This window comes from Paucibacter sp. PLA-PC-4, assembly GCF_026241155.1.
GTDB lineage: Bacteria > Pseudomonadota > Gammaproteobacteria > Burkholderiales > Burkholderiaceae_C > Roseateles_E.
Genome location: NZ_JAPFGP010000008.1, coordinates 78,228 through 102,527 on the forward strand (window position 1 = coordinate 78,228; position 24,300 = coordinate 102,527).

General features: G+C 67.0%; 21 protein-coding genes. 12 read left to right on the forward strand and 9 right to left on the reverse strand.

Annotation, left to right across the window (positions count from 1 at the left end):
* The first annotated feature begins 26 nt into the window (after positions 1 to 26).
* Complete coding sequence (locus OOZ63_RS13930; protein ID WP_266006137.1) at positions 27 to 1,127, forward strand: calcium:proton antiporter; 1,101 nt, start codon at positions 27 to 29, stop codon at positions 1,125 to 1,127.
* Positions 1,128 to 1,135: 8 nt separating this feature from the next.
* Here OOZ63_RS13930 and OOZ63_RS13935 read toward each other — a convergent pair whose 3' ends face one another.
* Complete coding sequence (locus tag OOZ63_RS13935) at positions 1,136 to 1,741, reverse strand: class I SAM-dependent methyltransferase (protein ID WP_266006139.1); 606 nt, start codon at positions 1,739 to 1,741, stop codon at positions 1,136 to 1,138.
* The gene (locus OOZ63_RS13940; protein WP_266006140.1) at positions 1,738 to 2,058 is read right to left on the reverse strand and encodes a rhodanese-like domain-containing protein; all 321 of its coding nucleotides are present in this window, start codon (positions 2,056 to 2,058) and stop codon (positions 1,738 to 1,740) included. Before OOZ63_RS13940 ends, OOZ63_RS13935 begins: the two co-directional genes overlap by 4 nt.
* Before the next feature lie 96 nt (positions 2,059 to 2,154).
* Between OOZ63_RS13940 and OOZ63_RS13945 the strand changes: the two genes are divergently transcribed.
* Positions 2,155 to 2,640 carry a hypothetical protein gene (locus OOZ63_RS13945; RefSeq protein ID WP_137944820.1) on the forward strand — a complete coding sequence of 162 codons (486 nt, stop codon included), beginning with the start codon at positions 2,155 to 2,157 and terminating at the stop codon, positions 2,638 to 2,640.
* A gap of 152 nt (positions 2,641 to 2,792) precedes the next feature.
* On the opposite strand, the gene OOZ63_RS29085 is transcribed toward OOZ63_RS13945, so the two are convergent.
* The 5 genes from OOZ63_RS29085 to OOZ63_RS13975 all read right to left on the reverse strand — a co-directional run bounded on the left by OOZ63_RS29085 (position 2,793) and on the right by OOZ63_RS13975 (position 7,909).
* Complete coding sequence (locus tag OOZ63_RS29085) at positions 2,793 to 4,340, reverse strand: methyl-accepting chemotaxis protein (RefSeq protein WP_323055748.1); 1,548 nt, start codon at positions 4,338 to 4,340, stop codon at positions 2,793 to 2,795.
* 64 nt (positions 4,341 to 4,404) lie between these two features.
* Positions 4,405 to 5,403: a metal-dependent hydrolase gene (locus tag OOZ63_RS13960; protein WP_266006141.1), complete on the reverse strand. Its 999-nt coding sequence runs from the start codon at positions 5,401 to 5,403 to the stop codon at positions 4,405 to 4,407.
* 36 nt (positions 5,404 to 5,439) lie between these two features.
* Complete coding sequence (locus OOZ63_RS13965; RefSeq protein WP_266006142.1) at positions 5,440 to 6,108, reverse strand: glutathione S-transferase family protein; 669 nt, start codon at positions 6,106 to 6,108, stop codon at positions 5,440 to 5,442.
* Positions 6,109 to 6,120: 12 nt separating this feature from the next.
* A complete protein-coding gene (locus tag OOZ63_RS13970) occupies positions 6,121 to 6,411 on the reverse strand; it encodes a hypothetical protein (protein WP_266006143.1) in 291 nt (96 codons plus the stop codon).
* 37 nt (positions 6,412 to 6,448) lie between these two features.
* The gene (locus OOZ63_RS13975; RefSeq protein ID WP_266006144.1) at positions 6,449 to 7,909 is read right to left on the reverse strand and encodes a PLP-dependent aminotransferase family protein; all 1,461 of its coding nucleotides are present in this window, start codon (positions 7,907 to 7,909) and stop codon (positions 6,449 to 6,451) included.
* A gap of 95 nt (positions 7,910 to 8,004) precedes the next feature.
* On the opposite strand from OOZ63_RS13975, the gene OOZ63_RS13980 reads away from it, so the two are divergent.
* Entirely contained in the window at positions 8,005 to 8,460 is a 456-nt protein-coding gene (locus OOZ63_RS13980; RefSeq protein ID WP_266006145.1) for a rhodanese-like domain-containing protein, read from the forward strand.
* A 1-nt stretch (position 8,461) separates the two neighbouring features.
* A complete protein-coding gene (locus OOZ63_RS13985) occupies positions 8,462 to 8,968 on the forward strand; it encodes a GNAT family N-acetyltransferase (RefSeq protein ID WP_266006146.1) in 507 nt (168 codons plus the stop codon).
* On the opposite strand, the gene icmF is transcribed toward OOZ63_RS13985, so the two are convergent.
* The gene (icmF, locus tag OOZ63_RS13990; protein WP_266006148.1) at positions 8,919 to 12,209 is read right to left on the reverse strand and encodes a fused isobutyryl-CoA mutase/GTPase IcmF; all 3,291 of its coding nucleotides are present in this window, start codon (positions 12,207 to 12,209) and stop codon (positions 8,919 to 8,921) included. The two genes, OOZ63_RS13985 and icmF, sit on opposite strands and share 50 nt — an antisense overlap.
* Positions 12,210 to 12,378: 169 nt before the next feature.
* Here icmF and OOZ63_RS13995 point away from each other — a divergent pair, with 169 nt between their 5' ends.
* The 8 genes from OOZ63_RS13995 to cobA all read left to right on the forward strand — a co-directional run bounded on the left by OOZ63_RS13995 (position 12,379) and on the right by cobA (position 22,709).
* Positions 12,379 to 12,990, forward strand: coding sequence for an ANTAR domain-containing response regulator (locus tag OOZ63_RS13995; protein ID WP_266006149.1), 612 nt, complete (start codon positions 12,379 to 12,381; stop codon positions 12,988 to 12,990).
* A gap of 348 nt (positions 12,991 to 13,338) precedes the next feature.
* Entirely contained in the window at positions 13,339 to 14,520 is a 1,182-nt protein-coding gene (locus tag OOZ63_RS14000) for a CmpA/NrtA family ABC transporter substrate-binding protein (protein WP_266006328.1), read from the forward strand.
* A gap of 10 nt (positions 14,521 to 14,530) precedes the next feature.
* The gene (gene ntrB, locus OOZ63_RS14005) at positions 14,531 to 15,421 is read left to right on the forward strand and encodes a nitrate ABC transporter permease (RefSeq protein ID WP_266006150.1); all 891 of its coding nucleotides are present in this window, start codon (positions 14,531 to 14,533) and stop codon (positions 15,419 to 15,421) included.
* 12 nt (positions 15,422 to 15,433) lie between these two features.
* Positions 15,434 to 16,246, forward strand: coding sequence for an ABC transporter ATP-binding protein (locus OOZ63_RS14010; protein ID WP_266006151.1), 813 nt, complete (start codon positions 15,434 to 15,436; stop codon positions 16,244 to 16,246).
* A gap of 76 nt (positions 16,247 to 16,322) precedes the next feature.
* Positions 16,323 to 18,782: a nitrite reductase large subunit NirB gene (gene nirB, locus OOZ63_RS14015; protein WP_266006152.1), complete on the forward strand. Its 2,460-nt coding sequence runs from the start codon at positions 16,323 to 16,325 to the stop codon at positions 18,780 to 18,782.
* Between the two features lie 3 nt (positions 18,783 to 18,785).
* Positions 18,786 to 19,166 carry a nitrite reductase small subunit NirD gene (gene nirD, locus OOZ63_RS14020; RefSeq protein WP_266006153.1) on the forward strand — a complete coding sequence of 127 codons (381 nt, stop codon included), beginning with the start codon at positions 18,786 to 18,788 and terminating at the stop codon, positions 19,164 to 19,166.
* Positions 19,167 to 19,170: 4 nt separating this feature from the next.
* Positions 19,171 to 21,927 (forward strand): nitrate reductase, encoded by a 2,757-nt coding sequence (locus OOZ63_RS14025; protein WP_266006154.1) that lies wholly within the window; start codon positions 19,171 to 19,173, stop codon positions 21,925 to 21,927.
* Complete coding sequence (gene cobA, locus OOZ63_RS14030; protein WP_266006155.1) at positions 21,924 to 22,709, forward strand: uroporphyrinogen-III C-methyltransferase; 786 nt, start codon at positions 21,924 to 21,926, stop codon at positions 22,707 to 22,709. Before OOZ63_RS14025 ends, cobA begins: the two co-directional genes overlap by 4 nt.
* Positions 22,710 to 22,745: 36 nt before the next feature.
* Here the strand turns inward: cobA and OOZ63_RS29090 are convergent, their stop codons facing one another.
* Complete coding sequence (locus tag OOZ63_RS29090; protein WP_323055749.1) at positions 22,746 to 24,296, reverse strand: methyl-accepting chemotaxis protein; 1,551 nt, start codon at positions 24,294 to 24,296, stop codon at positions 22,746 to 22,748.
* Between the last annotated feature and the right edge of the window lie 4 nt (positions 24,297 to 24,300).

A 24,300-nucleotide genomic window follows, 5' to 3' on the forward strand; every position in this document is an offset into this window, starting at 1 on the left:
TTCGGTCTTGCCTTTATGCTCGAACCATGCCAAATCCACTGAAGAAACTCCCCCTCGCCCTGCCCCTGTGGAGCCTGCTGTCGCCGCTGGCGGCAGTGGCCCTATTGCTGCTGCTGGGTGGCGCGGCCTTGTCGGGACTGCTGATCGCGCTGGTGTCGCTGTGCCTGATCGCTGCGGTGCTGGCCGCAGTCCACCATGCCGAGGTGGTGGCCCACCGTGTCGGCGAGCCCTATGGATCGCTGGTGCTGGCGGTGGCGGTCACCATTATCGAGGTGGCGCTGATCGTGTCGCTGATGCTGGCCGGCGGCGAGAGTGCCAATGCGCTGGCGCGCGACACGGTGTTCTCGGCCATCATGATCGTCTGCAACGGTGTGGTGGGTCTGTGCATCTTGGTCGGCGGCATGCGTCACCGGGTGCTGGCCTTCCGCATCGAGGGCACGAGCCCGACGCTGGCGGTGCTGGCCGCGCTGTCGACCTTGACCCTGGTGTTGCCGGCCTTTACGACCAGCACACGCGGCCCCACCTTCTCGCAGAGCCAGCTGATGTTTGCCGGCGTCGTCTCGTTGGTGCTGTACGCGGCCTTTGTGTTCGTGCAGGCGGTGCGTCATCGCGACTACTTCCTGCCGGCCGAGGGGGTGGACGATCACCACGCCCATGCCGCGCCGCCCGGCAACAAGATCGCGCTGGCCAGCCTAGCGCTGCTGATGGTCTGCCTGGTCGGCGTTGTCGGTCTGGCCAAGCTGCTGGCGCCCAGCATCGAGAACGCGGTGCGCAGCATCGGCGCGCCGAGCGCGCTGGTGGGGGTGATCGTGGCCCTGCTGGTGCTGGCCCCGGAGACGCTGGCCGCGGTACGCGCGGCGATGCACAACCGGCTGCAGACCAGTCTGAACCTGGCGCTGGGCTCCGGCCTTGCCAGCATCGGACTGACGATTCCGGCGGTGGCCGTGCTCTCGCTGTTCTTCCCGCATGCGCTGGTGCTGGGGCTGGAGCCGGTCAGCATGGTGTTGCTGCTGCTGACCTTTGTCGTCGGCACGCTGACCCTGGGCGCCGGCCGTGCGACGGTGCTGCAGGGCGCGGTACACCTGGTGCTGTTCGCGGTGTTTCTGTTCCTGGCGGTCGTGCCCTGAGCGAAGGATCAGAGCATGCGGCCTGTGGCTTGGTAGACCGTGCCCATGCAGTGGTAGCGCAGGTCCAGCTCGCCGGTCAGCTCCAGCAGCCCGGCCCAGGGGTGGTCCAGGCCGGCCAGTGAGGCCATTGAATGCAGGGCCGCGCCGAGCACGAAGAGATTGCTGAGCACCGCCCAGGGCGGCGCCCACACCAGGCCGGTGGCCGCGAGCGCCGCTCCCGGCTTGAGGTGCGCGGCCACATGCCGCAGCGCCTGCGGCTGCTGCAGGATGTCGTGCGTGAAATGGAAAAGCGCGGCGTCGCAGCGCCCGCTCAGCGGTGCCTCGGCCACCCCGGCGGCCAGCAGCGAGACATTGCGCCAGCCCTGGGCGGCGACCCGACGGCGGGCCTGCTCCAGCATCTCCGGGCATTGCTCGATCGCTGTGACATGGCCGCGGGGCCCGACCTGCTGCAGCAGGCCCGGCAGGCTCAGGCCGGTGCCGCAACCCAGGTCCAGCACGCGCTGGCCGGGCTGCAGGCAGAGACTGGCAATGGCGCTGCGCCGCAGCGGCTCGAAGGGCGCCAGCTCCAGATCGTAGAAGGGGGCACGCCGGCGGTACTGGGCCAGCGTGCTCACAGGCCCCGCTCCAGCGGACATCGCAGCCGCTCAGCCAGCTGCACGGCGCCGCCGCCGTTATAGGCCTCGGTATAGCCCTGCTGCTGCAGCAGGCCCAGGGCCTGCTCGGAGCGCGCCCCGGAGGCGCAGTACAGGATGATGGGCGTGGCCCGATCCGGCGCCAGATGGGCAATCTGCTCGGCCAGCTGCGGCAGCGGGATGCAGCGCGCGCCGGGCACATGGCCGGACATGTACTCACTGTAGGAGCGCACATCGATCAGCAGCGCCTGCTCGGGCAGCGGTGCAAGGGACGGCAGGGTGGGCGAGAGAGAACTCATGGGCAGCCTCCGTGATCGGGCGTCGGGACCTCTGTTTTACACCCTTGGCGGCCCGGCGGCGAGGTATGCTGCGCGCCCGCCCTGAATGAAGCCGCCATGTCCGACGCCGACAACACCGAACGCCCCGATATCCAGGAGCCGCGCCTGTGGCAGGACGCCCGCTGGACCGCCCGCGTGATCAAGAACGAGGACGACGAGGGCTGGGCCGTCGCGATGATTCTGGCAGGCCAGAGCGAGCCGGCCCTGGTTGGCCCCTGGACCATGGGGCGCGACAAGAAGAATCCCAAGCCGCTGGACGTCAACGCCTTCAACACACTGGTGAAGACCGCCTCCGAGGTCTTGCGCCGCCATGAGCAGCAGCTGCATGCTCAGCTGCATCAGAGCCTGCGCATCACCACCGACAGCGCCCAGATCGAGGTGCGGCTGGACATCGTGCCCGACGAGGACGAGCCCTATGCGCTGCTGAGCGCGCATGATGAGATGGGCACGCAGCTGGCCGAGGTGAAGGTGCGGCCGAGCTTTAAGCTCAGCCGCGCCAGCGCCAGCGCCTGGATCGCGGCGGAGTTCCAGAAGCCGGGCTGAGAGCCTGAGGATTTTTCTGCTGCGCCGCCGCGATGTGCCGTCGGGCGGTGCTCGGAATCCTCACGTACCCAAGTACGCACCGGTTCGTGTGTTGCGTCCGCCTAGTCTGGCAACGGCTCGCTCCGAAAAATTTTCAGCCTCCGAGGCCCTGCTCAACGTGCCAGCTGGAACACCCCGACCAGACGCGCGAGCTCGGCGGCCTGGTGCTGCAGGCTTTCGGCAGCGGCGGTGCTTTCCTCGACCAGGGCGGCGTTCTGTTGCGTGACCTGATCGAGCTGGTTGACTGCGTCGCCGATCTGGCCGATGCCCTTGCTTTGCTCGCTGCTGGCGCCGGCGATCTCGGCGATCAGCTGGCTGACCTGGCGCACCTGCTCGACGATGCCACCCATCGCGCTGCCGGCATTGTCAGCCAGGCGCGAGCCCGACTCGACCTGGCTGACACTGTCATTGATCAGCACCTTGATCTCGCGCGCCGCCTGGGCCGAGCGCTGGGCCAGCGCGCGCACCTCGGCGGCGACGACCGCGAAGCCGCGGCCCTGCTCGCCGGCCCGAGCCGCTTCCACCGCCGCGTTCAGCGCCAGGATGTTGGTCTGGAAGGCGATGCCGTCAATGGTGCCGATGATGTCGGCGATGCGCTTGGAGGCCTCGGCAATGCCTTGCATGGTGTTGACGACCTGGGCCACCACCGTGCCGCCCTGGCCGGCGGCAGCAGCGGCGGCCGAGGCCAGCGCATTGGCTTGGGCGGCGGTGTCGGCGTTGTTGCGCACCGTGCTGGAGAGTTCTTCCATCGAGGCGGCTGTCTGCTGCAGATTGCTGGCCTGCTCTTCGGTGCGCTGGGACAGGTCGATGCTGCCGCTGGCGATCTCGCGCGAGCCGGTGGCGATACTCTCGCTGCTGTCGCGCACCTGGGAGACGATCTGCACCAGCGAGCCGTTCATCTGGTTCAGCGCGGTCATCAGCTGGGCCGCCTCGTCGCGGCCCTGGACGGCGGCTGCGGCGCGCAGATCACCGCTGGCCACGGTCTGCGCGAAGCTCACCGCCTCCCGCATCGGGCCGGTGATCGAGCGGGTGCTCATCAGGCCGGCCACCACCGCGATCAGCGCCGCGGCCAGGCTGACACCAAAACTCCAGGCGCGCACGCTGTCGCGGGTGGCCTGGGCCTGGCTGTAGCTGGCGGCGGCCACTTCGATCTGCAGCTTGATCAGCGCGTCGATGCCGTCCTTGGCCTGCTGGCCCAGTGGCACGATGCGTTCGCCGTACAGGGTCTGGGCGCGCTCCACCTCGCCGGCCTTCAGCGCGTCGCGGGCAGCCAGCAGGCCATCGCGCACATAGCTGCCGCGCACCTGGGTGAAGGCCTCGGCCAGCTGTTTTTCCTGCGGCGTCAGATAGCTGTCCATATAAGCCTTCCAGGTCTTGCTGACCTGGGCGATATTGGCTTGCAGCTGGCTGTCCAGCGCCGGCAGCGCGGCCGGGTCGCGCAGCATCTCCATCACCAGGATGCGGTTGCGCAGCATCAGCCCGTCGACCTCGCCGATCTGTTTGAGCGGAATCGTGCGGTCCTCGTAAATCGTCTTCAGGTCCGCAAAGACGCGCGTGCTGCCTTGCACGCCGACCCAGCTGACGACGGCCAGCAAGAGCAGGACCAGTCCGAATGCCAGGCCCAGACGCCGGCCGATACGCAGATTCCGCAGCAGTTCCATTGGACGCTCCCTGGCGCTTTGTCGCACTGATTCTGCATCAGCAGGATGCATGCCAGCGAGAAGTTCAGCGCGGCGGCGCGATGTCCTCGCCGCGCAGGCGGCGCCACAGCCAGGCCAGACCCGCCTGCAGATCGCCGCGCGAGCCGGCCAGCTGCGGGCGGGCCAGCGGCCGCAAGGGCGAGTGCTGCTCGGCGACGACAAAGCTGAAGGTGTAGTTCGGTTCCTGGCCCATGCGCAGATCGGTAATCAGCACCTGGTCGGCCCTGCGCTCCAGCTTGAAGAAGCCGTCGCTGAAGTCGGCCAGGGTCGCGACCGGCGGGTGGGTCTTCAAGGCCTCGTAGAGCGCTTCGCCACGCTCAAAGCGCTCGAAGCGTATCGTCGCGCCGGCATCCAGCAGCGAGTAGAAGCCTTCACGATAGCCATCGGGAGTGATCGCGACGATGCGCCACAGCACCGTGTTGAAGGGGCTGGGCGTGACCAGCAGCCGCTGCACAGGCTGACCGGTCAGACTCTGACGCGCCAGCTGCTCGACATGCTGCTGGGCCAGTGCGCTCCAGCCCAGATAGGCGGTCGAGAGCAGCAGGCCGGCCGCGTTCCAGCGCAGCGACCGCGCGCCGCCGGCCAGGGCAGCGCCGGTGCCGATCAGCAGTGGTAGCGTGTAGAGCGGGTCGATGATGAAGATGCTGCCCAGGCCCAGCGGCTCGCTGCTGAAGGGGCGCAGCAGCTGAGTACCGTATATCGTCATGTAGTCCAGCAGCGGATGCGTGATCAGGGCGAGCCAGACCGCCAATAGCCAGCGCCCGAACAGCGCGCGTTCGCGCTGCAGCACGGCAATGCCGGCCGCGATCGGCACGGCGGCCATGCTCAGCCAGAACAGCGCATGGCTATTTCCCCGGTGCAGCACCATATTGCTGAGCGCATCGCCGTGGTCGATGAATGCGTCCAGATCGGGCAGGGTGCCGCAAACGGCACCCCAAGCCGCTGCCTTCCACAAGGCCGTTCGGCGGCCCATCACAGCGACGCCGACGGCGGCGCCCAGCGCGATTTGCGAGAGTGAATCCATGGGGGCGGATTCTGGCCGCTTCTCGTTTAACCTGTCCTAGGGGCGGATATCGGGCGCGGCGATGGGCGAGATGCCCTGGGCCTGGGCGGCCTCAGTCTGCACGGCCAACGCGCGGCGCCAGCCGTCGCGCTGCTGCAGCCGCGCCCAGTATGCGGCCACGGCCGGCGAGAACTGCGCATCCAGCCCCAGATGGCTGGCCAGCATCAGTGCATAGCCCACCGAGATGTCGGCCGCCGTGAATCGTCCGGCGCAGAGCCAGTCCTGCTCAGCCAGGCGCGGCTCCAGCGTGCGCAGCCGGGCCAGAAACCATTTGGCATAGTCCTCGGCCACCTGGGGCTGGCGGCGCTCGGCCGGCTCGAAGAAGCGGTAGCGCAGCAGCAGGGTCTGCGGAAAGGTCAACGTGGCTTCGCCGAAGTGCAGCAGGTTCAGATAGGCACCGTAATCGGCCTCGGACATGCCCACATCAAGACCGCCGGGGTCATGTCTTGCTGCCAGATACTGGCAGATCGCAGCGGATTCGGTCATGCGCGTCTCGCCGTCCAGCAGCAGCGGCACCGTGCCCAGCGGGTTCAATGCCAGATAGCCCTTGTCGTGCACGCGCGGCGGGAAGGGCAGGACGATCAGCTGGTAGTTCAGGCCAAGCTCTTCAAGCGCCCACAATGGGCGGAAGGAGCGGGCGCTGAGGCAGTGGTGCAGGGTCAGCAAGGGCCTGGGTCGCTAGATGGCGAGTCGGTAGACCTTGGCGGCCGCGCGCTCGTCGGCGCTGTGGCCGGCCAGCGCTCGGTCCCATTGCGCGCCACCGGCGCCCTGGGTTGCTTCGGCACCGCTGATCATGGAGGCCATCTCCTCGGTGCTGGCATCGAACTCGGCGATCTGCTCGCGTGTCTCCAGAAACAGCCGCGCCAGCATCACGCCGCCGGACTCGATCACCACCAGATAGCGGGCAGCCTGGCGCAGCGCGCCGGGATGGTGCTTGGCGGGTGTCTCCATTCCGAAGCCTTGGCCCATAAGGTCTCCTCGCGTGGCTGACTTAGCACCAAGACTATCACTGTGCGGGGATGCTCAGCCGAGCCAACTGCTGGACGGCGTTGCGGAGTTCGGTCGGCGTCAAGGCCGCATAGCCCAGCAGCCAGCCGTCCTGGCGCGGCGCCGAGAGGTAGAGCCGGCTTAGCGAAGGCGTGACCAAGCCCTGTAACGCGGCGGCGCGGCTGAGCTCGGCCTCGCTGCCCTCGGGCAGCAGGGCCGCCAGCTGCAGTCCGCCGGCGCTGGGCTGGGGCCGCAGCCAGGCCTGCAGCGGCCCCAGCGCCTCCAGCAGGACTTCACGGCGCTGCCGGTAGAGGCTGCGCATCAGGCGCAGATGGGCGGCGAAATGACCTTGGCCGATGAAGTCGGCGGTGACTGCCTGCGCCAGCTGAGCGCTATGGCCGTCCTGGATGCTACGTGCCGCCGCCAGCGGCGCGACCAGGGCCGCAGGCAGCACCATATAGGCCAGGCGCAGCGACGGAAACAGCACCTTCGAGAAGGTGCCCAGATAGATCACCCGGCTGGGGTCGTCCGCCTCCTCCAGGCCTTGCAGCGCCGGCATCGGCCTGCCCTCGTAGTGGAACTCGCTGTCGTAGTCGTCTTCGACAATCCAGGCCTGCTGCCGCCGCGCCAGCGCCAGCAGGGCCAGGCGGCGCTCCAGGCTCAGGGCCATGCCGCATGGGTATTGGTGCGACGGGGTCAGATAGATCAGGCGCGGCGCGGGCAGGGTGGCGTCCTCGGGGTTCAGGCCCTGGGTATCCAGTCGCACTGGCTGCAGGCGGGCGCCTGCGGCGGCAAAGGCCGTGCTGGCGCCGCGATAGCCGGGTTCTTCCATCCACACCGTGTCGCCGGCATCCAGCAGCATCGACGCCGCGAGTTGCAGGCCCTGCTGCGAGCTGGTCAGCACCAGCACCTGTTCGGCGCTGCAGCGCAGGCCGCGCGACTGGCGCAGATAGCCGGCGATGGCGGCGCACAGATCCTCATGACCTTGCGGGTCGCCATAGCCCAGCAGCGCCGGCTCGCGGCGCAGGCGCTGGTTGATCAGCCGGCGCCAAGTTTCCAGCGGAAAGGCGCGCAAATCAGGGCTGCCGGCCGCGAAGGCGCGCGGGCTGCGCGGGTCCTCGCAGCCCCCCGTCGCCGCAATCGCCTGGCCGCGCTGCGACAGCGTCTGCCCAGCGGCCTGCGGCGCCAGGTTGCGCCGCGCCATCGGTCGAGGTTGGGCCTCGATGGCGACAAAGCTGCCGCGCCCGGTCTGGCGCCGCAGATAGCCCTCGGCCTCCAACTGGACATAGGCCGCCTCCACGGTGACTCGCGACAGACCCAGATCGGCCGCAAGGACCCGGCTGGCGGGCAACCGCTCCTCATGAGCCAGCTCGCCGCCCAGCATGGCCTGGCGCAGGCTGGCGCAGAGCTGCTCGCGACGACCCAGTCCTCGGCCTGACTGGCGCTCGAACAACTGAAGCCATAGGCGGGTGGGTGACATTGGCCTTATCTCATGAAATAAATCGGTCTCAATGCTAAGTCCAATCCGCTCGACACTGGCGCTGCTCCCCATCACCACTTCAGACGGAATCCACCATGTCACTGCAAGTCTTCGAGTCCATCGTCCTGTCCTATCCTGCACCGGCGCCCGATCAAAGCCGCGACTTCATGCTGGCCAAGCTGCACTACCACGCCGACGCCTGGGATGTGGCGGAGGACCTGCGCGCCGGCGTTCGCTCCCTGGTGGTGGTCGACACCCGCTCGGCCGAGGCCTATGCCGCCGGCCATGTGCCCGGCGCCATCTCCTTCCCGCATCGCAAGATGGATGCGTCCAGCACCGCGCAGCTGGATCGCAGCAAGACCTATGTTTGCTACTGCGACGGCATCGGCTGCAATGGTTCGACCAAGGGCGCCTACAAGCTGGCCGCGCAAGGCTTCTCGGTGAAGGAGCTGCTGGGCGGACTGGACTTCTGGAAGCGCGACGGCCATCCGGTCGCGACCGGCGCGCAGCCCGGCAGCATGGACCCGGCGGCCATCAATTGTGAGTGCTGAGTTGATCGCGGAACTGGGCGCCGCTGGGCCTGGCGATGCCCCAGCACTGGCAACGCTGTGCCGCGAGCATGCGGCCTATGAGCGCCTCGCAACCTGTGTCGATGATGTCGGTTTCGAGGCGAGGCTGGCGGCGGCGCTGGCCGCGCGGCGGCTGCACACCTGGCTGGCCTGGCGTGAAGGTCAGGCCCTGGGCTATGTCAGCCTGACGCTGGACTTCGCGACTTTGGGCGCGCAGCCCTTCGCCCATATGGATTGTCTGTATCTGCGGCCAGCGGCGCGCGGCCAGGGTCTGGGCGCTAAGCTGCTGCGCCAGGCCCTGGACTTTGCGGCTGCGCAGGGATGCGCCGAGCTGCAATGGCAGACGCCGGACTGGAACGAGGGCGCGCAGCGCTTTTACTTGCGCGCCGGCGCGACCGCGCTGGACAAAAAGCGCTTTGTGCTGGCGTTGCCGCCCGGACTCACATACTGCGCCGGTACTGCCCGCCCACCTCGAACAGCGCGCTGGTGATCTGGCCCAGTGAGCAGACGCGCACGGCCTCCATCAGCACCTCGAAGACATTGCGGTTCTCGATCACGGCTTGCTGAAGACGGGCCAGCATGGCCGGCGCTTGGGCCGCGTTGCGGGCATGGAAGTCGGCCAGCCGTGCCAGCTGCGACTGCTTTTCCTCGTCGGTCGAGCGGGCCAGCTCGATGGTCTCCGGCACGGTCTCGCCATGCGGGTTGCGGAAGGTGTTGACGCCGATGATGGGGTACTCGCCGGTGTGCTTGAGCATCTCGTAGTGCATGCTCTCTTCCTGGATCTTGCTGCGCTGGTAGCCGGTCTCCATCGCGCCCAATACGCCGCCTCGCTCGGCGATCTTCTCGAACTCGGCCAGCACCGCTTCCTCGACCAGCTCGGTCAGCTCCTCGATGATGAAGGCGCCCTGGCTGGGGTTCTCGTTCTTGGCCAGGCCCCATTCGCGGTTGATCACCAACTGGATGGCCATCGCACGGCGCACGCTTTCCTCGGTGGGCGTCGTGATCGCCTCGTCGTAGGCATTGGTGTGCAGGCTATTGCAGTTGTCGTAGATCGCGATCAGCGCCTGCAAGGTGGTGCGGATGTCGTTGAAGGCGATCTCTTGCGCGTGCAGTGAGCGGCCCGAGGTCTGGATGTGGTACTTGAGCTTTTGCGAGCGCTCGTTGGCGCCGTACTTGTCGCGCATCGCGACGGCCCAGATGCGGCGCGCGACGCGGCCCAGCACCGTGTACTCGGGGTCCATGCCATTGGAAAAGAAGAAGCTCAGGTTCGGCGCGAAGTCGTCGATGTGCATGCCGCGCGCCAGATAGGCCTCGACAAAGGTCAGGCCGTTCGACAGGGTCAGCGCTAGCTGGCTGATCGGATTCGCGCCGGCCTCGGCGATGTGATAACCGCTGATCGAGACCGAGTAGAAGTTGCGCACATTGTGGTGGACGAAGTACTCGGCGATATCGCCCATCACCTTCAGCGAGAACTCTGTCGAGAAGATGCAGGTGTTCTGGCCCTGGTCTTCCTTCAAGATGTCGGCCTGCACCGTGCCGCGCACATTCGCCAGCACCCAGTCCTTGATCTTTGCGGCTTCATCGGCCGTTGGCTCGCGGCCGTTGTCGCTCCTGAACTTGGCGAGGTTCTGGTCGATGGCGGTGTTCATGAACATCGCCAGGATCGAGGGTGCAGGCCCATTGATCGTCATCGAGACGGAAGTCGTGGGGCTGCACAAGTCGAAACCGTCGTAGAGCACCTTCATATCGTCCAGCGTCGCGATGCTGACGCCGGAGTTGCCGACCTTGCCGTAGATGTCGGGGCGCGGATCGGGGTCGGCGCCATACAAGGTCACCGAGTCGAAGGCGGTCGACAGCCGCTTGGCGGGCATGCCCTCGGAGACCAACTTGAAGCGTCGGTTCGTGCGGAAGGCATCACCTTCGCCGGCGAACATCCGGGTCGGGTCCTCGCCCTCGCGCTTGAAGGCGAAAACGCCTGCGGTGTAGGGAAAACTTCCGGGCACGTTCTCCAGCAGCAGCCACTTCAACAGTTCGCCATGATCCTCATAAGTCGGCAGCACGACCTTGCGAATCTTGGTGCCGGACAGGCTGGTCGAGACCAGGGCGGTGCGGATCTCCTTGTCACGGATCTTGACGACGTATTCGTCGCCGGCATAGGCCTTCTGCATGTCCGGCCATTGGGCGATCAGCTGGGCGGCGGCCTTATCCAGTGCGGTCTCGCGCTTCTCGGCCAGCTCGTTCAAGGCATCCATCGCGCGGTGCTTGTCCGGGTTGGCGGCCTTGAGCATCGCCATTGAGGCGCGCAGCTGCTGGGCCTCGCGGGCGATGCGGGCCTGCTCCCGGGCGGCCTTTTTGTAGCCGCGTACCGTGTCGGCGATCTCGGCCAGATAGCGCGAACGCGCGGCCGGCACGATGGGAGTCTGGTGCGTGCTGTGGCGGGTGTCGACGATGGGCAACCTTGCCTCGCCGAACTGCAGGCCCAGCTCGGCCAGCCGACCCTTGAGCGCCTGGTACAGCGCGGTGACGCCGTCGTCGTTGAAACGGCTGGCCATGGTGCCGAAGACCGGCATCTCATCGGGCTTCTTGCCCCAGGCCTCTTTGTTGCGCTGCACCTGCTTGGCGACATCGCGCAGCGCATCCAGCGAGCCTTTGCGGTCGAATTTGTTGATCGCGACGAACTCGGCGAAGTCCAGCATGTCGATCTTTTCGAGTTGGCTGGCCGCGCCGAACTCGGGCGTCATCACATACATCGGCACGTCGACATGGGGCACGATGGCCGCGTCCCCTTGGCCGATGCCCGAGGTCTCGACGATGACCAGATCGAAGCCGGCCAGCTTGGCCGCTGCGATGACATCGGGCAGGGCCTTGGAAATCTCGGAACCGAAGTCGCGCGTCGCGAGCGAACGCATGAACACGCGCGGACCTTGGCTCCAGGGGCTGATCGCGTTCATCCGGATGCGGTCACCCAGCAGCGCGCCGCCGCTCTTGCGGCGTGAGGGGTCGATCGAGATCACGGCCACGCGCAGCGCATCGCTCTGGTCCAGGCGCAAGCGGCGTATCAACTCGTCGGTCAGGCTGCTCTTGCCGGCGCCGCCGGTGCCGGTGATGCCCAGCACGGGGGTCTTGATGGTCTTGGCCGCAGCCTGCAGTTCGGCCACGATGGCCGCATCGGCCTTGCCGTTTTCCAGCGCCGTGATCAGCTGCGCCAGCGCACGCCAGGCGCCTTCGCCATGGCCCTGGATCGCGGACAGCGACTTCGGCGCATGGACCGTGAAGTCCTGGTCGCTCTTCATCACCATCTCGCCGATCATGCCGGCCAGGCCCATGCGCTGGCCGTCCTCGGGGCTGAAGATGCGCACGCCGTGGGCTGCCAGATCGCGGATCTCAGCGGGCACGATGACGCCGCCGCCACCGCCAAACACCTGGATATGCTCGCCGCCGCGCGCCTTCAGGAGCTCGACCATGTACTTGAAATACTCGACATGGCCGCCCTGGTAGGAGCTGATCGCAATGCCCTGCGCATCTTCCTGCAGCGCCGCGTTGACGACCTCGTCGACCGAACGGTTGTGGCCCAGATGGATGACCTCGGCGCCCATGCTCTGCAGAATGCGCCGCATGATGTTGATCGCGGCGTCATGGCCGTCGAACAGGCTGGCGGCGGTGACGAAGCGCACCTTGTGCGTGGGGCGGTACTCGGCCAGGGCCTTGTACTCGGCGGACAGATCGGTCATCTGGATGTCTCCTGCGCGGTGTTGGCTCGGCCGGGCCGGGCTTCGTCCCCGCGTTTTAGCAGCATGGGTGGCTGGATTCTAGGGCTTGATTGACGTTTACGTAAACGTTAAGTTACTGTGGCGCTCGCGGCATAGATATTGCAGCGCAGCAATATCCACCCCGCCCATCATGAGCCCCCCGCCCGACACCCCCACCCCAGGCCTGCGCGTGCTGCTGATCGATGACGGCGCGCACCGGGTCGATCTGATCCAGCAGGAGCTGGCGCGGCAGGGCTGTGATGTTGTTGGTGTGATCGATTCGGCGACCTTGATCCATGACTGCGTGCTGCGGCTCAAGCCCGATGTGGTGATCGTCGACAGCGAGTCGCCGACCCGCGACACGATGGAGAACCTGGCCACCTTGAATGCGCAGATGCCACGGCCGGTGGTGGTGTTCTCCGAGGACGGCAGCGATGACCCGATGCGCCGGGCGCTGAAGGCCGGGGTCAGCGCCTATGTGGTGGCGGGGCTGCGCCCGGACCGCCTGGCGCCTGTGCTGCAGGTGGCGATCGCCCGCTTTGAGCAGGACCTGGCGCTGCGCCAGGAGTTGGACAAGGCCCATGCCCAACTCAGCGCGCGCAAGCTGATCGAGCGTGCCAAAGGCATTCTGATGAGCGAGGCGGGCCTGGACGAGGACGCCGCCTACAAGCGCCTGCGCCGCCTGGCGATGGATCGCGGCGTGCCGCTGGCCGAAGTCGCGGAGCGTGTTATCGATGCTCAGAACCTGCTGCGGCCGACATGAGGCCCGACATGAGGCCCGATCGCACCAGGCTGGCGCATCGCGCCGGCAATCGGTGCGCTTTTCGCGCAGCTGCTTGCGTCGCTCCCTGGGCATACCGCTGGCACGGCTCCTGCTAGACAGACCACGAGGCCCGCAACGGCGTGGGCCCCGCTCTCAACAAGGTTCTAGGACAAAGGCGTCCGATCTCCTCCGCTCGTCGCACGAGTGGTCGGTGATCGTGACGCCTTTTTTCATTTCTGGTTTGTCTCGGAGGTCTTCTCAATGCGTTTCAGCAATACGTCGAAGGATGGTGGTGGGCTCATGAGTGAAGAGCGACGCAAGCTCCTAGTGGGTGGTGCTAGCGCCACGATGACGGCGGCCGTCGGCGGCCTGAGCCCGACGGTCTGGGCGGCCGGTTCCGACAAGCCGGAGAAGGAAGAGGTCCGCATCGGCTTCATCCCGCTGACCGACTGCGCCTCGGTGGTGATGGCCTCGGTGCTGGGATTCGACAAGAAGTACGGCATCAAGATCATCCCGACCAAGGAAGCCTCCTGGGCCGGCGTGCGCGACAAGCTGGTCAACGGCGAGCTGGACATGGCCCATGTGCTTTACGGCCTGATCTACGGTGTGCATCTGGGTGTCAGCGGTCCGAAGAAGGACATGGCTGTGCTGATGACACTCAACAATAACGGCCAGGCGATCACCTTGTCGAAGAAGCTGGCCGACAAGGGCGCGGTCGACGGTGCCAGCTTGGCTTCGCTGATGGGCAAGGAAAAGCGCGAATACACCTTCGCGCAGACCTTTCCGACCGGCACCCACGCGATGTGGCTGTACTACTGGCTGGCCAGCGTCGGCGTCAACCCGATGAAGGATGCGAAAGTCATCACCGTGCCGCCGCCGCAAATGGTGGCGAATATGCGGGTCGGCAATATGGACGGCTTCTGCGTCGGCGAGCCCTGGAACCACCGCGCCATCGTCGACAACATCGGCATCACCGCAGTCACCACCCAGGACGTCTGGAAGGACCATCCCGAGAAGGTCTTGGGCACCACCGGCGACTTCGTCAAGAAGTACCCGAACACCGCACGCGCCGTCATCATGGCCGTGCTGGAAGCCAGCCGCTGGATCGACGCCGGCCTGCAGAACAAGCTGAAGATGGCCGAGACGATTGCCGAGAAGAGCTATGTCAACACCGGCGTCGACGCGATCAATCAACGCATTCTGGGCCGCTACCAGAACGGTATGGGCAAGACCTGGGACGACCCCAATCACATGAAGTTCTTCAACGACGGCGCGGTGAACTTCCCGTGGCTCTCGGACGGCATGTGGTTCCTGACCCAGCACAAGCGCTGGGGCCTGATCAAGGAGCACCCGGACTATCTGGGCGTGGCCAAGCAAATCAACCAGGTGGAACTCTACAAGCAGGCCGCCAGCCAACTGAAGATCAGCGTGCCCAAGGAGTTGATGCGCAGCTCCAAGCTGATCGACGGCGTGGTCTGGGACGGCAAGGACCCCGCCAAATATGCCGATGGATTCCGCGTCAAAGCCTGAGGAGCTCCCCATGGTCAGTGCCGTCTTTCATTCTCCCCGTGAGCACAGCGCAGCGATTGCGGTGTCTCTGCCCACGCCTGATGCCCCGCCGGTGGCTGTGCCCCTTGTGCCCAGGCCGCGCCGGCGCATCGACCTGAACAGCCTGTGGATGCGCGTGCTGCCGCCGGTGCTGGGCATGGCGCTGCTGATCGGCATCTGGGGGCTGCTGACGCAAAAGGGCGGTAGCTTCCCCACGCCGGGCACCACCTTCGACGCCGCCGTCAAGCTGTTCGCCGACCCCTTCTACAGCAATGGGCCGAACGACCAGGGCATAGGCTGGAACATCCTCTTCTCGCTGCAGCGCGTGGCGGTGGGCTTCGGCCTGGCCGCAGCGGTAGGCATTCCGCTGGGCTTCATCATCGGCCGCTTCGAGTTCGCCAACCGCATGTGCTCGCCGCTGATCAGCTTGCTCAAGCCGGTCTCGCCGCTGGCCTGGCTGCCGATCGGCCTGCTGGTCTTCAAGAGCGCCAATCCGGCCGCGATCTGGACCATCTTCATCTGCTCGATCTGGCCGATGGTGGTCAACACTGCGGTGGGCGTGCAGCGGGTACCCGAGGACTATCTGAACGTCGCGCGGGTGCTCAAGCTCAGCGAGTGGAAGATCATCAGCAAGATCCTGTTCCCGGCCGTGCTGCCTTATATGCTCACTGGCGTTCGCCTCTCGGTCGGCACGGCCTGGCTGGTGATCGTCGCGGCCGAGATGCTGACCGGCGGCGTCGGCATCGGTTTCTGGGTCTGGGACGAGTGGAACAACCTCAATGTCCAGCACATCATCATCGCGATCTTCGTGATCGGCATCGTCGGCCTGGCCCTCGAATGGCTGCTGATGGCGGTGGCCAAGCACTTCTCCTACAACGACTGACGGAGCCGAGCCATGAGCGCAAACAAAGCCTTTATCGAAGTGCAGTCGGCCGAGATGGTGTTCAACACCCGCAAGGGCCAGTTCCACGCGCTGCGCGACATCCATCTGCAGGTTCAGAAGGGCGAGTTCATCACGCTGATCGGCCACTCGGGCTGCGGCAAGAGCACCTTGCTAAACCTGATCGCCGGCCTGCTGCGGCCCACGTCCGGCGTGCTGCTGTGCGACAACCGCGAGATCACCGAGCCCGGCCCGGAGCGCGCGGTGGTATTCCAGAACCATTCGCTGCTACCCTGGCTGACCTGCTTCGAGAACGTCTATCTGGGCGTCGAGTCGGTGTTTGGCGGGCGCGAGTTGAAGCGTCAGTTGGCCGAGCGCACCGATGCGGCGCTGGAGCTGGTGGGAATGAGCCATGCGATGTTCAAGCGCCCGCACGAGATCTCCGGCGGCATGAAGCAGCGGGTTGGCATCGCCCGTGCGCTGGCGATGGAGCCCAAGGTGCTCTTGATGGACGAGCCCTTCGGCGCGCTCGATGCGCTGACCCGCGCTCATCTGCAGGACGAGCTCTTGAAGATCGTCGCGCGCACGCACAGCACCGTGGTGATGGTGACGCACGATGTCGACGAGGCCGTGCTGCTCTCCGACCGCATCGTGATGATGACCAACGGACCTGCCGCCACCATCGGCGAGATCTATGCGGTCGACATCCCTCGCCCGCGCAGCCGGGTCGAGCTGGTCGAGGACCCGGTCTATGTGCATGCGCGCAAGGCGGTGATCGATTTCCTCTACACGCGCCACGCCGCGCCGGTCGAGAAAAAAGCCGCCTGATTGATTCTTCGTGGTGCCGCTGCTCGCTAGCTCCACTGGGGCTGGGCGGGGCGGCGCTCAGCCTGGAGCTGCTGTGATGATGACGAACGACAAGAAACTGAAGCTGGTGATGGTGGGCAACGGCATGGCCGGCGTGCGCACCCTGGAAGAGCTCCTGAAGATCGCCCCCGATCTCTATGACATCACGGTGTTCGGCGCCGAGCCGCACCCGAACTACAACCGCATCCTCTTGAGCCCAGTGCTTGCGGGCGAACAGACGATCGACGAGATCATCCTGAATCCGCTGTCCTGGTATGCCGAGCAGGGCATCACCCTGCATCTGGGCAAGACGGTCACGCAGATCGATCGCATCCGCCGCAAGGTGGTTGCCGAGGACCCGAAAGGTGAGTCCATCGAAGCCGAGTACGACCGCCTCTTGATCGCCACCGGCTCCAGCCCCTTCATCCTGCCGGTGCCGGGCAAGGAGCTGGGCGGCGTGATCGCCTACCGCGATATCGCCGACACCAACGAGATGATTGACGCGGCGACCAAGTACCAGCATGCGGTCGTGATCGGTGGCGGCCTCTTGGGCCTGGAGGCGGCCAACGGCCTGATGCTGCGCGGCATGCAGGTCACCGTCGTGCACATCGGCGACTGGCTGATGGAGCGCCAGCTCGACGACCAGGCCGGCGAGCTGCTGCGCAAGTCGCTGCAGGCGCGGGGGTTGAGGTTCATGCTGGGCGCGCAGACTCAGGCGCTGATCGGCGGCAAGGACGGGAGAGTGATGGCGGTCCAGTTCAAGGACGGCAAGGAGATCCCCGCCGACCTGGTCGTGATGGCCGCCGGCATCCGACCCAATACCGCGCTGGCCGAGTCCGCCGGCATCCACTGCAGCCGCGGCATTGTCGTCAGCGACACGATGCAGACGGTGACCGATCCGCGCATCTACTCGGTCGGTGAATGCGCCGCGCATCGCGGCATCGCCTACGGCCTGGTGGCGCCGCTGTTCGAGCAGGGCAAGGTCTGCGCCACCCATCTGGCCCAGTTCGGCATCGGCCGCTATCTGGGCAGCCAGACATCGACCAAGCTCAAGGTCACCGGTATCGACCTGTTCTCGGCCGGCGATTTCATGGGGGGCGAGGGCTGCGAAGAAGTTGTGATGAGCGACCCCTTCGCTGGCGTCTACAAGAAGCTGGTGATACGCGACGACAAGCTGGTCGGCGCCTGCCTCTACGGCGACACAGTCGACGGCAGCTGGTATTTCAAGCTGCTGCGCGAGGGCCGCAAGATCCACGACATCCGCGACAAGCTGATGTTCGGCGAGAGCAATATCGGCGATGTGGGCCATCAGGGCGTCAGCAAAGCGATGGCCATGGCTGACAGCGACGAGGTCTGCGGCTGCAACGGCATCAGCAAGGGCGCGATCTGCAAGACCATCAAGGACAAGGGCCTGTTCACCTTGGAGGAGGTGCGCAAGCACACCAAGGCCAGCGCCAGCTGTGGCTCCTGCACCGGCCTGGTCGAGCAGTTGCTGATGTTCACCGCCGGCGGCGACTACTCGGCCACGCCGAAGAAGAAGGCGATCTGCGGCTGCACCGAGCTGAGCCACCAGGACGTGCGCGATGCGATCTTTGACCAGCACCTGACCAGTCTTGACGCCGTCTACAAGGCGCTGACCTGGAAGACACCCAACGGCTGTTCGAGCTGCCGACCGGCGCTGAACTACTACCTGATCTCCTCATGGCCCAAGGAGGCGCAGGACGACCCGCAAAGCCGCTTCGTCAATGAGCGTGCCCACGCCAATATCCAGAAGGACGGCACGTACTCGGTGATCCCGCGCATGTGGGGCGGCGAGACGACGAGCTCGGAGCTGCGCCGCATTGCCGACGCGGTGGATAAGTACCAGATCCCCACCGTCAAGGTCACCGGCGGCCAGCGCATCGACCTGCTGGGCGTGAAGAAGGAAGACCTGGTCAATGTCTGGAAGGACATCGGCATGCCCTCGGGCCACGCCTATGCGAAGGCGCTGCGCACCGTGAAGACCTGCGTGGGCTCCGAGTGGTGCCGCATGGGCACGCAGGACTCGACGCAGATGGGCAAGGATCTGGAGCGTGCGATGTGGCGAATGTATGCGCCGCACAAGGTCAAGTTCGCGGTGTCGGGCTGCCCGCGCAACTGTGCCGAGGCGGGCATCAAGGACGTCGGCATCATTGGCGTCGACAGCGGCTGGGAGATGTATGTGGCCGGCAATGGCGGCATCAAGACCGAGGTGGCGCACTTCTTCACCAAGCTCAAGACCGCCGCCGAGGTGCTGGAGTACACCGGTGCCTTCATGCAGCTCTACCGCAAGGAGGGCTGGTATCTGGAGCGCACCGTGCATTACGTCAGCCGCGTGGGCCTGGACTATGTGAAGGCCAGGATCCTCGACGACCACGAGCTGCGCCGCACGCTGTGGGCCGAGCTGCAGCACGCGCTCGACGGCGAGCCCGACCCCTGGTTCGATTTCGACAAGGCCAAGGTCGATCTGCGTCAGTTCGACGCGCTGCAAGGAGCTTGAGCGATGAGCGAGATCTGGAAGGAAATCTGTGCCCTGACCGACATCCCGGTGCTGGGCTCGCGCCGCGTGAAGCGCGCCCAGGGGCCGCAAGTGGCGCTGTTCCGCACCGCCGACGATCAGGTCTATGCCCTGCTGGACCGCTGCCCGCACAAGGCCGGGCCGCTGAGCCAGGGCATCGTGTTCGGCAAGGCCGTGGCCTGCCCGCTGCACAACTGGACCATTGCGCTGGACACCGGTTGCGCACGCGAGCCCGACGAGGGCAGCACGCCCCGCTTCAGCGTGCGCATCGAAGGGGGCCAGGTCTTGCTGAACCGGACCGAGCTGGACACGCTGGGCATCGAGCTGGCGCCGGTCAAGGCCGGCCCCTGCACACGGGCCTGCTGAGATCATGCGGCAAGAGACCCGCAGCACCTGCCCCTACTGCGGCGTCGGCTGCGGCGTGATCATCGCGAGCGAGGGCACGCAGATCACCGGCGTGCGCGGCGATCCCGATCACCCGGCCAATTTCGGCCGCCTGTGCAGCAAGGGCTCGACCCTGCACCTGACCGCCACGCCCATGGCGCTTCAGACCCGGCGCCTCTTGCAGCCGGCCCTGCGCGCCGTGCGAGGGGCTGCGGCCGAGGCCGTCGGCTGGGCTCAGGCCAACACGCATATCGCCGAGCGGCTCGCCGCGATCCGCGCCGAACATGGCCCCGATGCGATCGGCTTCTACATCTCCGGCCAGTTGCTGACCGAGGACTATCACGCCTTCAACAAGCTGGCCCGCGCGCTGATCGGCACCAACAATATCGACAGCAACTCGCGCCTGTGCATGAGCTCGGCCGTGGTCGGCTACAAGCAAAGCCTTGGTGCCGACGCGCCGCCGGCCTGCTACGAAGACCTGGAGCACAGCGACTGCATCTTCATCGCCGGCGCTAACCCGGCCTGGGCCCATCCGATCCTGTTTCGCCGCATCGAGGATGCACGGCTGAAGCGGCCGCAGATGAAGATCATCGTCGTCGACCCGCGCCGAACCGAGAGCGCCGAGTTTGCCGACCTGCATTTGCAGATTCAGCCAGGCAGCGATGTCGCGCTGTTCCAGGGCCTATTGCACGCCTGCATCTGGGAGGGCTGGATAGACCAGGGCTTCATCGCCGCCCATACCGAGGGCTTTGCCGAGCTCAAGGCCCTGGTGCGGGCGATGACGCCCGCCGCCGCCGCCAGGATCTGCGGCATCCAGGAGGCCGATCTGCTGCAGGCCGCGCAGTGGTTTGCCCAGTCGCCGGCCAGCCTGTCGCTCTACTGCATGGGCCTGAACCAGAGCACGAGCGGCACGGCTAAGAACACCGCGTTGATCAATCTGCATCTGGCCACCGGCCAGATCGGCCGGCCCGGCGCCGGCCCCTTCTCGCTGACCGGCCAGCCCAATGCGATGGGCGGGCGCGAGACCGGCGGCATGGCCACCTTGCTGCCCGGACACCGCGACCCCGCCAACGCCGCCCACCGGGCCGAGATCGCCAAGCTCTGGCAGGTCGACTCGCTGCCCGAGGCGCCCGGCAAGACGGCCATCGAGCTGTTCGAGGCCGCCGCGCGTGGCGAGATCAAAGCCTTGTGGATCGCTTGCACCAACCCGGCCCAGTCGTTGCCGGAGCAGGCCCTGGTGCGCCGGGCGCTGGAGCGCTGCGAGCTGGTGATACTGCAGGAGGCTTTTGCCGACACCGCCACCGCCGCTTATGCCGATGTGCTGCTGCCGGCCGCCACCTGGGGCGAGAAGGAGGGCACGGTGACGAACAGCGAGCGCCGCATCAGCCGGGTGCGCGCTGCCGTGCCGCCGCCCGGCAGCGCGCACGCCGACTGGGAAATCGTCCGGGACGTTGCACAGCTGCTGGAAAAACGCCTGGGCGCACCGCGCCGCTTTGGCTACGAGCGGCCCGAGCAGCTGTGGCTCGAGCACCGCGAGGCCACGCGCGGCCGCGACCTCGACATCACCGGCCTCAGCTATGGTCTGCTGGATAGCGCCGGCCCCCAGCAATGGCCCTTCCCCGAGGGCGCCGGCGTCGGCCAGGCGCGGCTCTACCAGGACCGGCGCTTTGCCACCCCCGACGGCCGTGCCCGCTTCATCAGCCAGCCCTTCAGGCCGGCGCGCGAGCGCGCCGATGCCAAACATCCCTTTGTGCTGAGCACCGGCCGACTGCGCGACCAGTGGCACGGCATGAGCCGCAGCGGCGTTGTGCCCCGGCTGTTCGGGCACGAGGGCACACCGCTGCTGCGCATGAACCCGCAGGACATGCCGCGCCGCAGCCTCAAGGACGGCGATCTGGTGAGTGTGCGCTCGGCCCGCGGCGCGCTGACCCTGCCGCTGCTGGGCGATGCCGCGATCGGGCCGGCCCAGGCCTATGTGGCGATGCACTGGGGCCAGGAGTTCGTCTCCGGCCGCGACGCCGAGGGCCGGACCTTGCTGGGCATCAATGCCATCACTCAGCCGGCTTTCTGCCCCGACTCGCGCCAGCCCGAGCTGAAGTTCGCTGCGGTCGACATTCTGCGCCTGGAGCTGCCCTGGCGGCTCTCGGGCGCGGTCTGGGACGATCAGGCAGGCGCCGCGCTGCGCGCGCTGCTGGGCGAGCTGGACTATGGGCACTGTGTCCCGGTCGCTGGCCCCGAGGGGCGCCAGGGCTGGTGTTTCGAGGGCGCCAGCGCCGCCCCGCTGGCGTCGCCGCAGATTGAGCGCTTCGCCGCTGCGCTGGGCTTGCGGGGGCCTTCGGTGCTGCGCTATGCCGACACGCGCCGCGGCCGCGCCCGCCTGCTCAAGCTCGATGACGGCGGCCAGACCCTGCATGGTCTGCTGCGCGTCGGCGAGGCGGGCGAGGGCGCCTGGCTGCAGGCGCTGTGGCGCGAGGCCGGCGCCGTGGCGCCGCATGGACGCCGCCTGCTGGCCCCCGAGGCAGGTCCGGCGCAAGACCTGGCCCCGCGCAGCCCGCAGGTCTGCAACTGTTTCGATGTTTCCGAAGCCTGCATCCGGGGCCAGCTGGCGCAATGCGCCGGTGCCGATCCGGCTGAGCGTCTGCGCGCCCTGCAGGGCGCACTGCGCTGCGGCACCCAATGCGGTTCCTGCCTGCCGGCCTTGCGCCGGCTGGTCGATGCCACCCCTTGCGAGCTGACAGCATGAACACCACCCCAAGCTATCCCATCGCCCTTGTCGGTGCCGGTCCCGGCGACCCGGAGCTGCTGACCGTCAAGGCGCTCAAGCGCCTGCAGGCGGCCGATGTCGTGCTGGTCGACGATCTGGTTGATGCCCGCGCGCTGGCGCTGCTGCGGCCAGACACAAGAGTTTTGAAGGTGGGGAAACGGGGCGGATGTGTGTCCACCGAGCAACGCTTCATCCACGAGCTGATGATCCGCGAGGCGCGCAACGGCGCGCGCGTTGTGCGGCTCAAGGGCGGCGATCCCTTCGTCTTCGGCCGTGGCGGCGAGGAGGTCGACGCCTTGCGCGCCGCCGGCCTGGAGGTCGAGATCGTCAACGGCCTGACCGCCGGCCTGGCCGGGCCGGCCAGTATCGGCATCCCGGTGACCGACCGCCGCTGCACGCCGGGCGTGGCCCTGGTGACTGGCCATAGCGCAGAGGGCAGCGGCGACGGCGGCCGCGCGCCCGACTGGGCGGCGCTGGCCAGGAGCGGCCTGACCCTGGTGATCTATATGGGCGTGGCCCGCTGCGCCGAGATCGTGGCCCAGCTGCGCGCCGCCGGCATGCGCGGCGACATGCCGGCCGCGGTGATTGCTGCAGCGCATACCGAGCGGCAGCGCCAGGCGCTGACAACCCTGGACGAACTGGGCGAGACGATACGCACGCAAGGGCTGGGCAGCCCGGCTATTCTGGTGATCGGGGAGGTGGTCGATCTGGCGGCGGTCGTGCCGCAGCAGATCGGTGGCGAGGTGCAGGCCTTCGGCTGAACAGGCTTGCTGATCACAGTTGAGCCCGCCCCGGCCTCATCCCAACCTGAATCTGCTCATCAGTCCCGCCAGCTTCACCGCCTGATCCTGCAGTGAGGCGGCGGCGGCCGCGCTTTCTTCGACCAGGGCTGCGTTTTGCTGCGTCATCTGGTCGAGCTCGCCGACCGCGCCGCTGATGCGGGTGATGCCGCCGCTCTGCTCGCTGGCGGCGCTGCTGATCTCGCTGATGATGTCGCTGACCCGGCCGACGCTGGAGACGATCTCGTCCATCGTGCTGCCGGCGTCCTGCACCAGGCGGGCGCCGGTCTCGACCTTGTCGACGCTGGCGCCGATCAGGCCCTTGATCTCGCGGGCGGCCTGGGCGCTGCGCTGCGCCAGGCTGCGCACCTCGGCGGCCACGACCGCGAAACCGCGGCCCTGCTCGCCAGCTCTGGCCGCTTCAACGGCGGCGTTCAAGGCGAGGATATTGGTTTGGAAAGCGATGCCGTCGATCACGCCGATGATGTCGGCGATCTTCTTCGAGCTGCTGTTGATCTCGTCCATCGTCGCGACCACCTGGCCGACCACGGCGCCGCCGCGCTGCGCGACCTCGGCGGCGGTGCCGGCGAGTTGCTTGGCGGTGGCGGCGGCGCTGGCGCTGTGGCTGATGGTGCCGCTGAGCTCGCTCATCGCGCTGGCGCTTTGCTGCAGATTCGAGGCGGTGTGCTCGGTGCGGGTCGACAGGTCGAGATTGCCGCTTGCCACCTCGCTGCTGGCCACCTGGATGCTCTCTGAGGCCTGGCGCACCTGACCGACGATATCGGCCAGCGACTGCTGCATCTGGCCGAGTGCCGCCATCATCGCGCTGGCTTCATCGCGGCCCTGGGCGGCCGGGGCGCGCCCGAGGTCGCCGGCGGCGATGCGGCTGGCCACCTGCTGCGCCTCGGTCAGCGGCGCGACGATGGACAGCGCGATGCGCCAGGCCAGCAGCAGGGCCACTGCGACAAAGACTGCGAAAGCCAGAAGAAAGCCGACAAAGATGCTTTGCACCATGCCGTCGACCTTGCTAAATACCGCCTCGGCGGTCTTATTCAAAGTGGCTTCGATATCGGCCAGCATCGCAGCGGCCGGTTGATAGCCGGCGTCGGCGGCCTTCATCGCGGCCTGGGCTTCCTGGGCGTCGGCATAGCCGCTGGCCAGGAGCTGGGCGGCCACCGGCACGACCGCCTGGCGATAGATCGCAATATGGCCGCGAAAGCGCTGCAGATTGTCCTGCGATTGCTGCGTGGCGGCGAGTTTGCCGAAGTCCTCCATCGCCTGATCCAGCCCCTGCTGAGCCTTGTCCCAGGCCGCCTTGGCAGCCTTGGTCTCGGTGTCCTGGAAGATCGATGCCACCATGGTCGCGGTGGCGGCCTGGCTTTCCAGCAGCTTGCTGCGTGCCGCCACGGTGGCGTTGTTGACAGGTATGAGCTGCTGAGTGATGCCGGCCAGGCCTTGTTGGGCCACATGCATGCCGAAGCCGCCGATGGCTACCAGCAGAGCCGTCATGAGCACCAGCAGGCCGAAACTCAGCAGCAGGCGGGGGCGGATCTTGAAATTGCGCAACATCGAT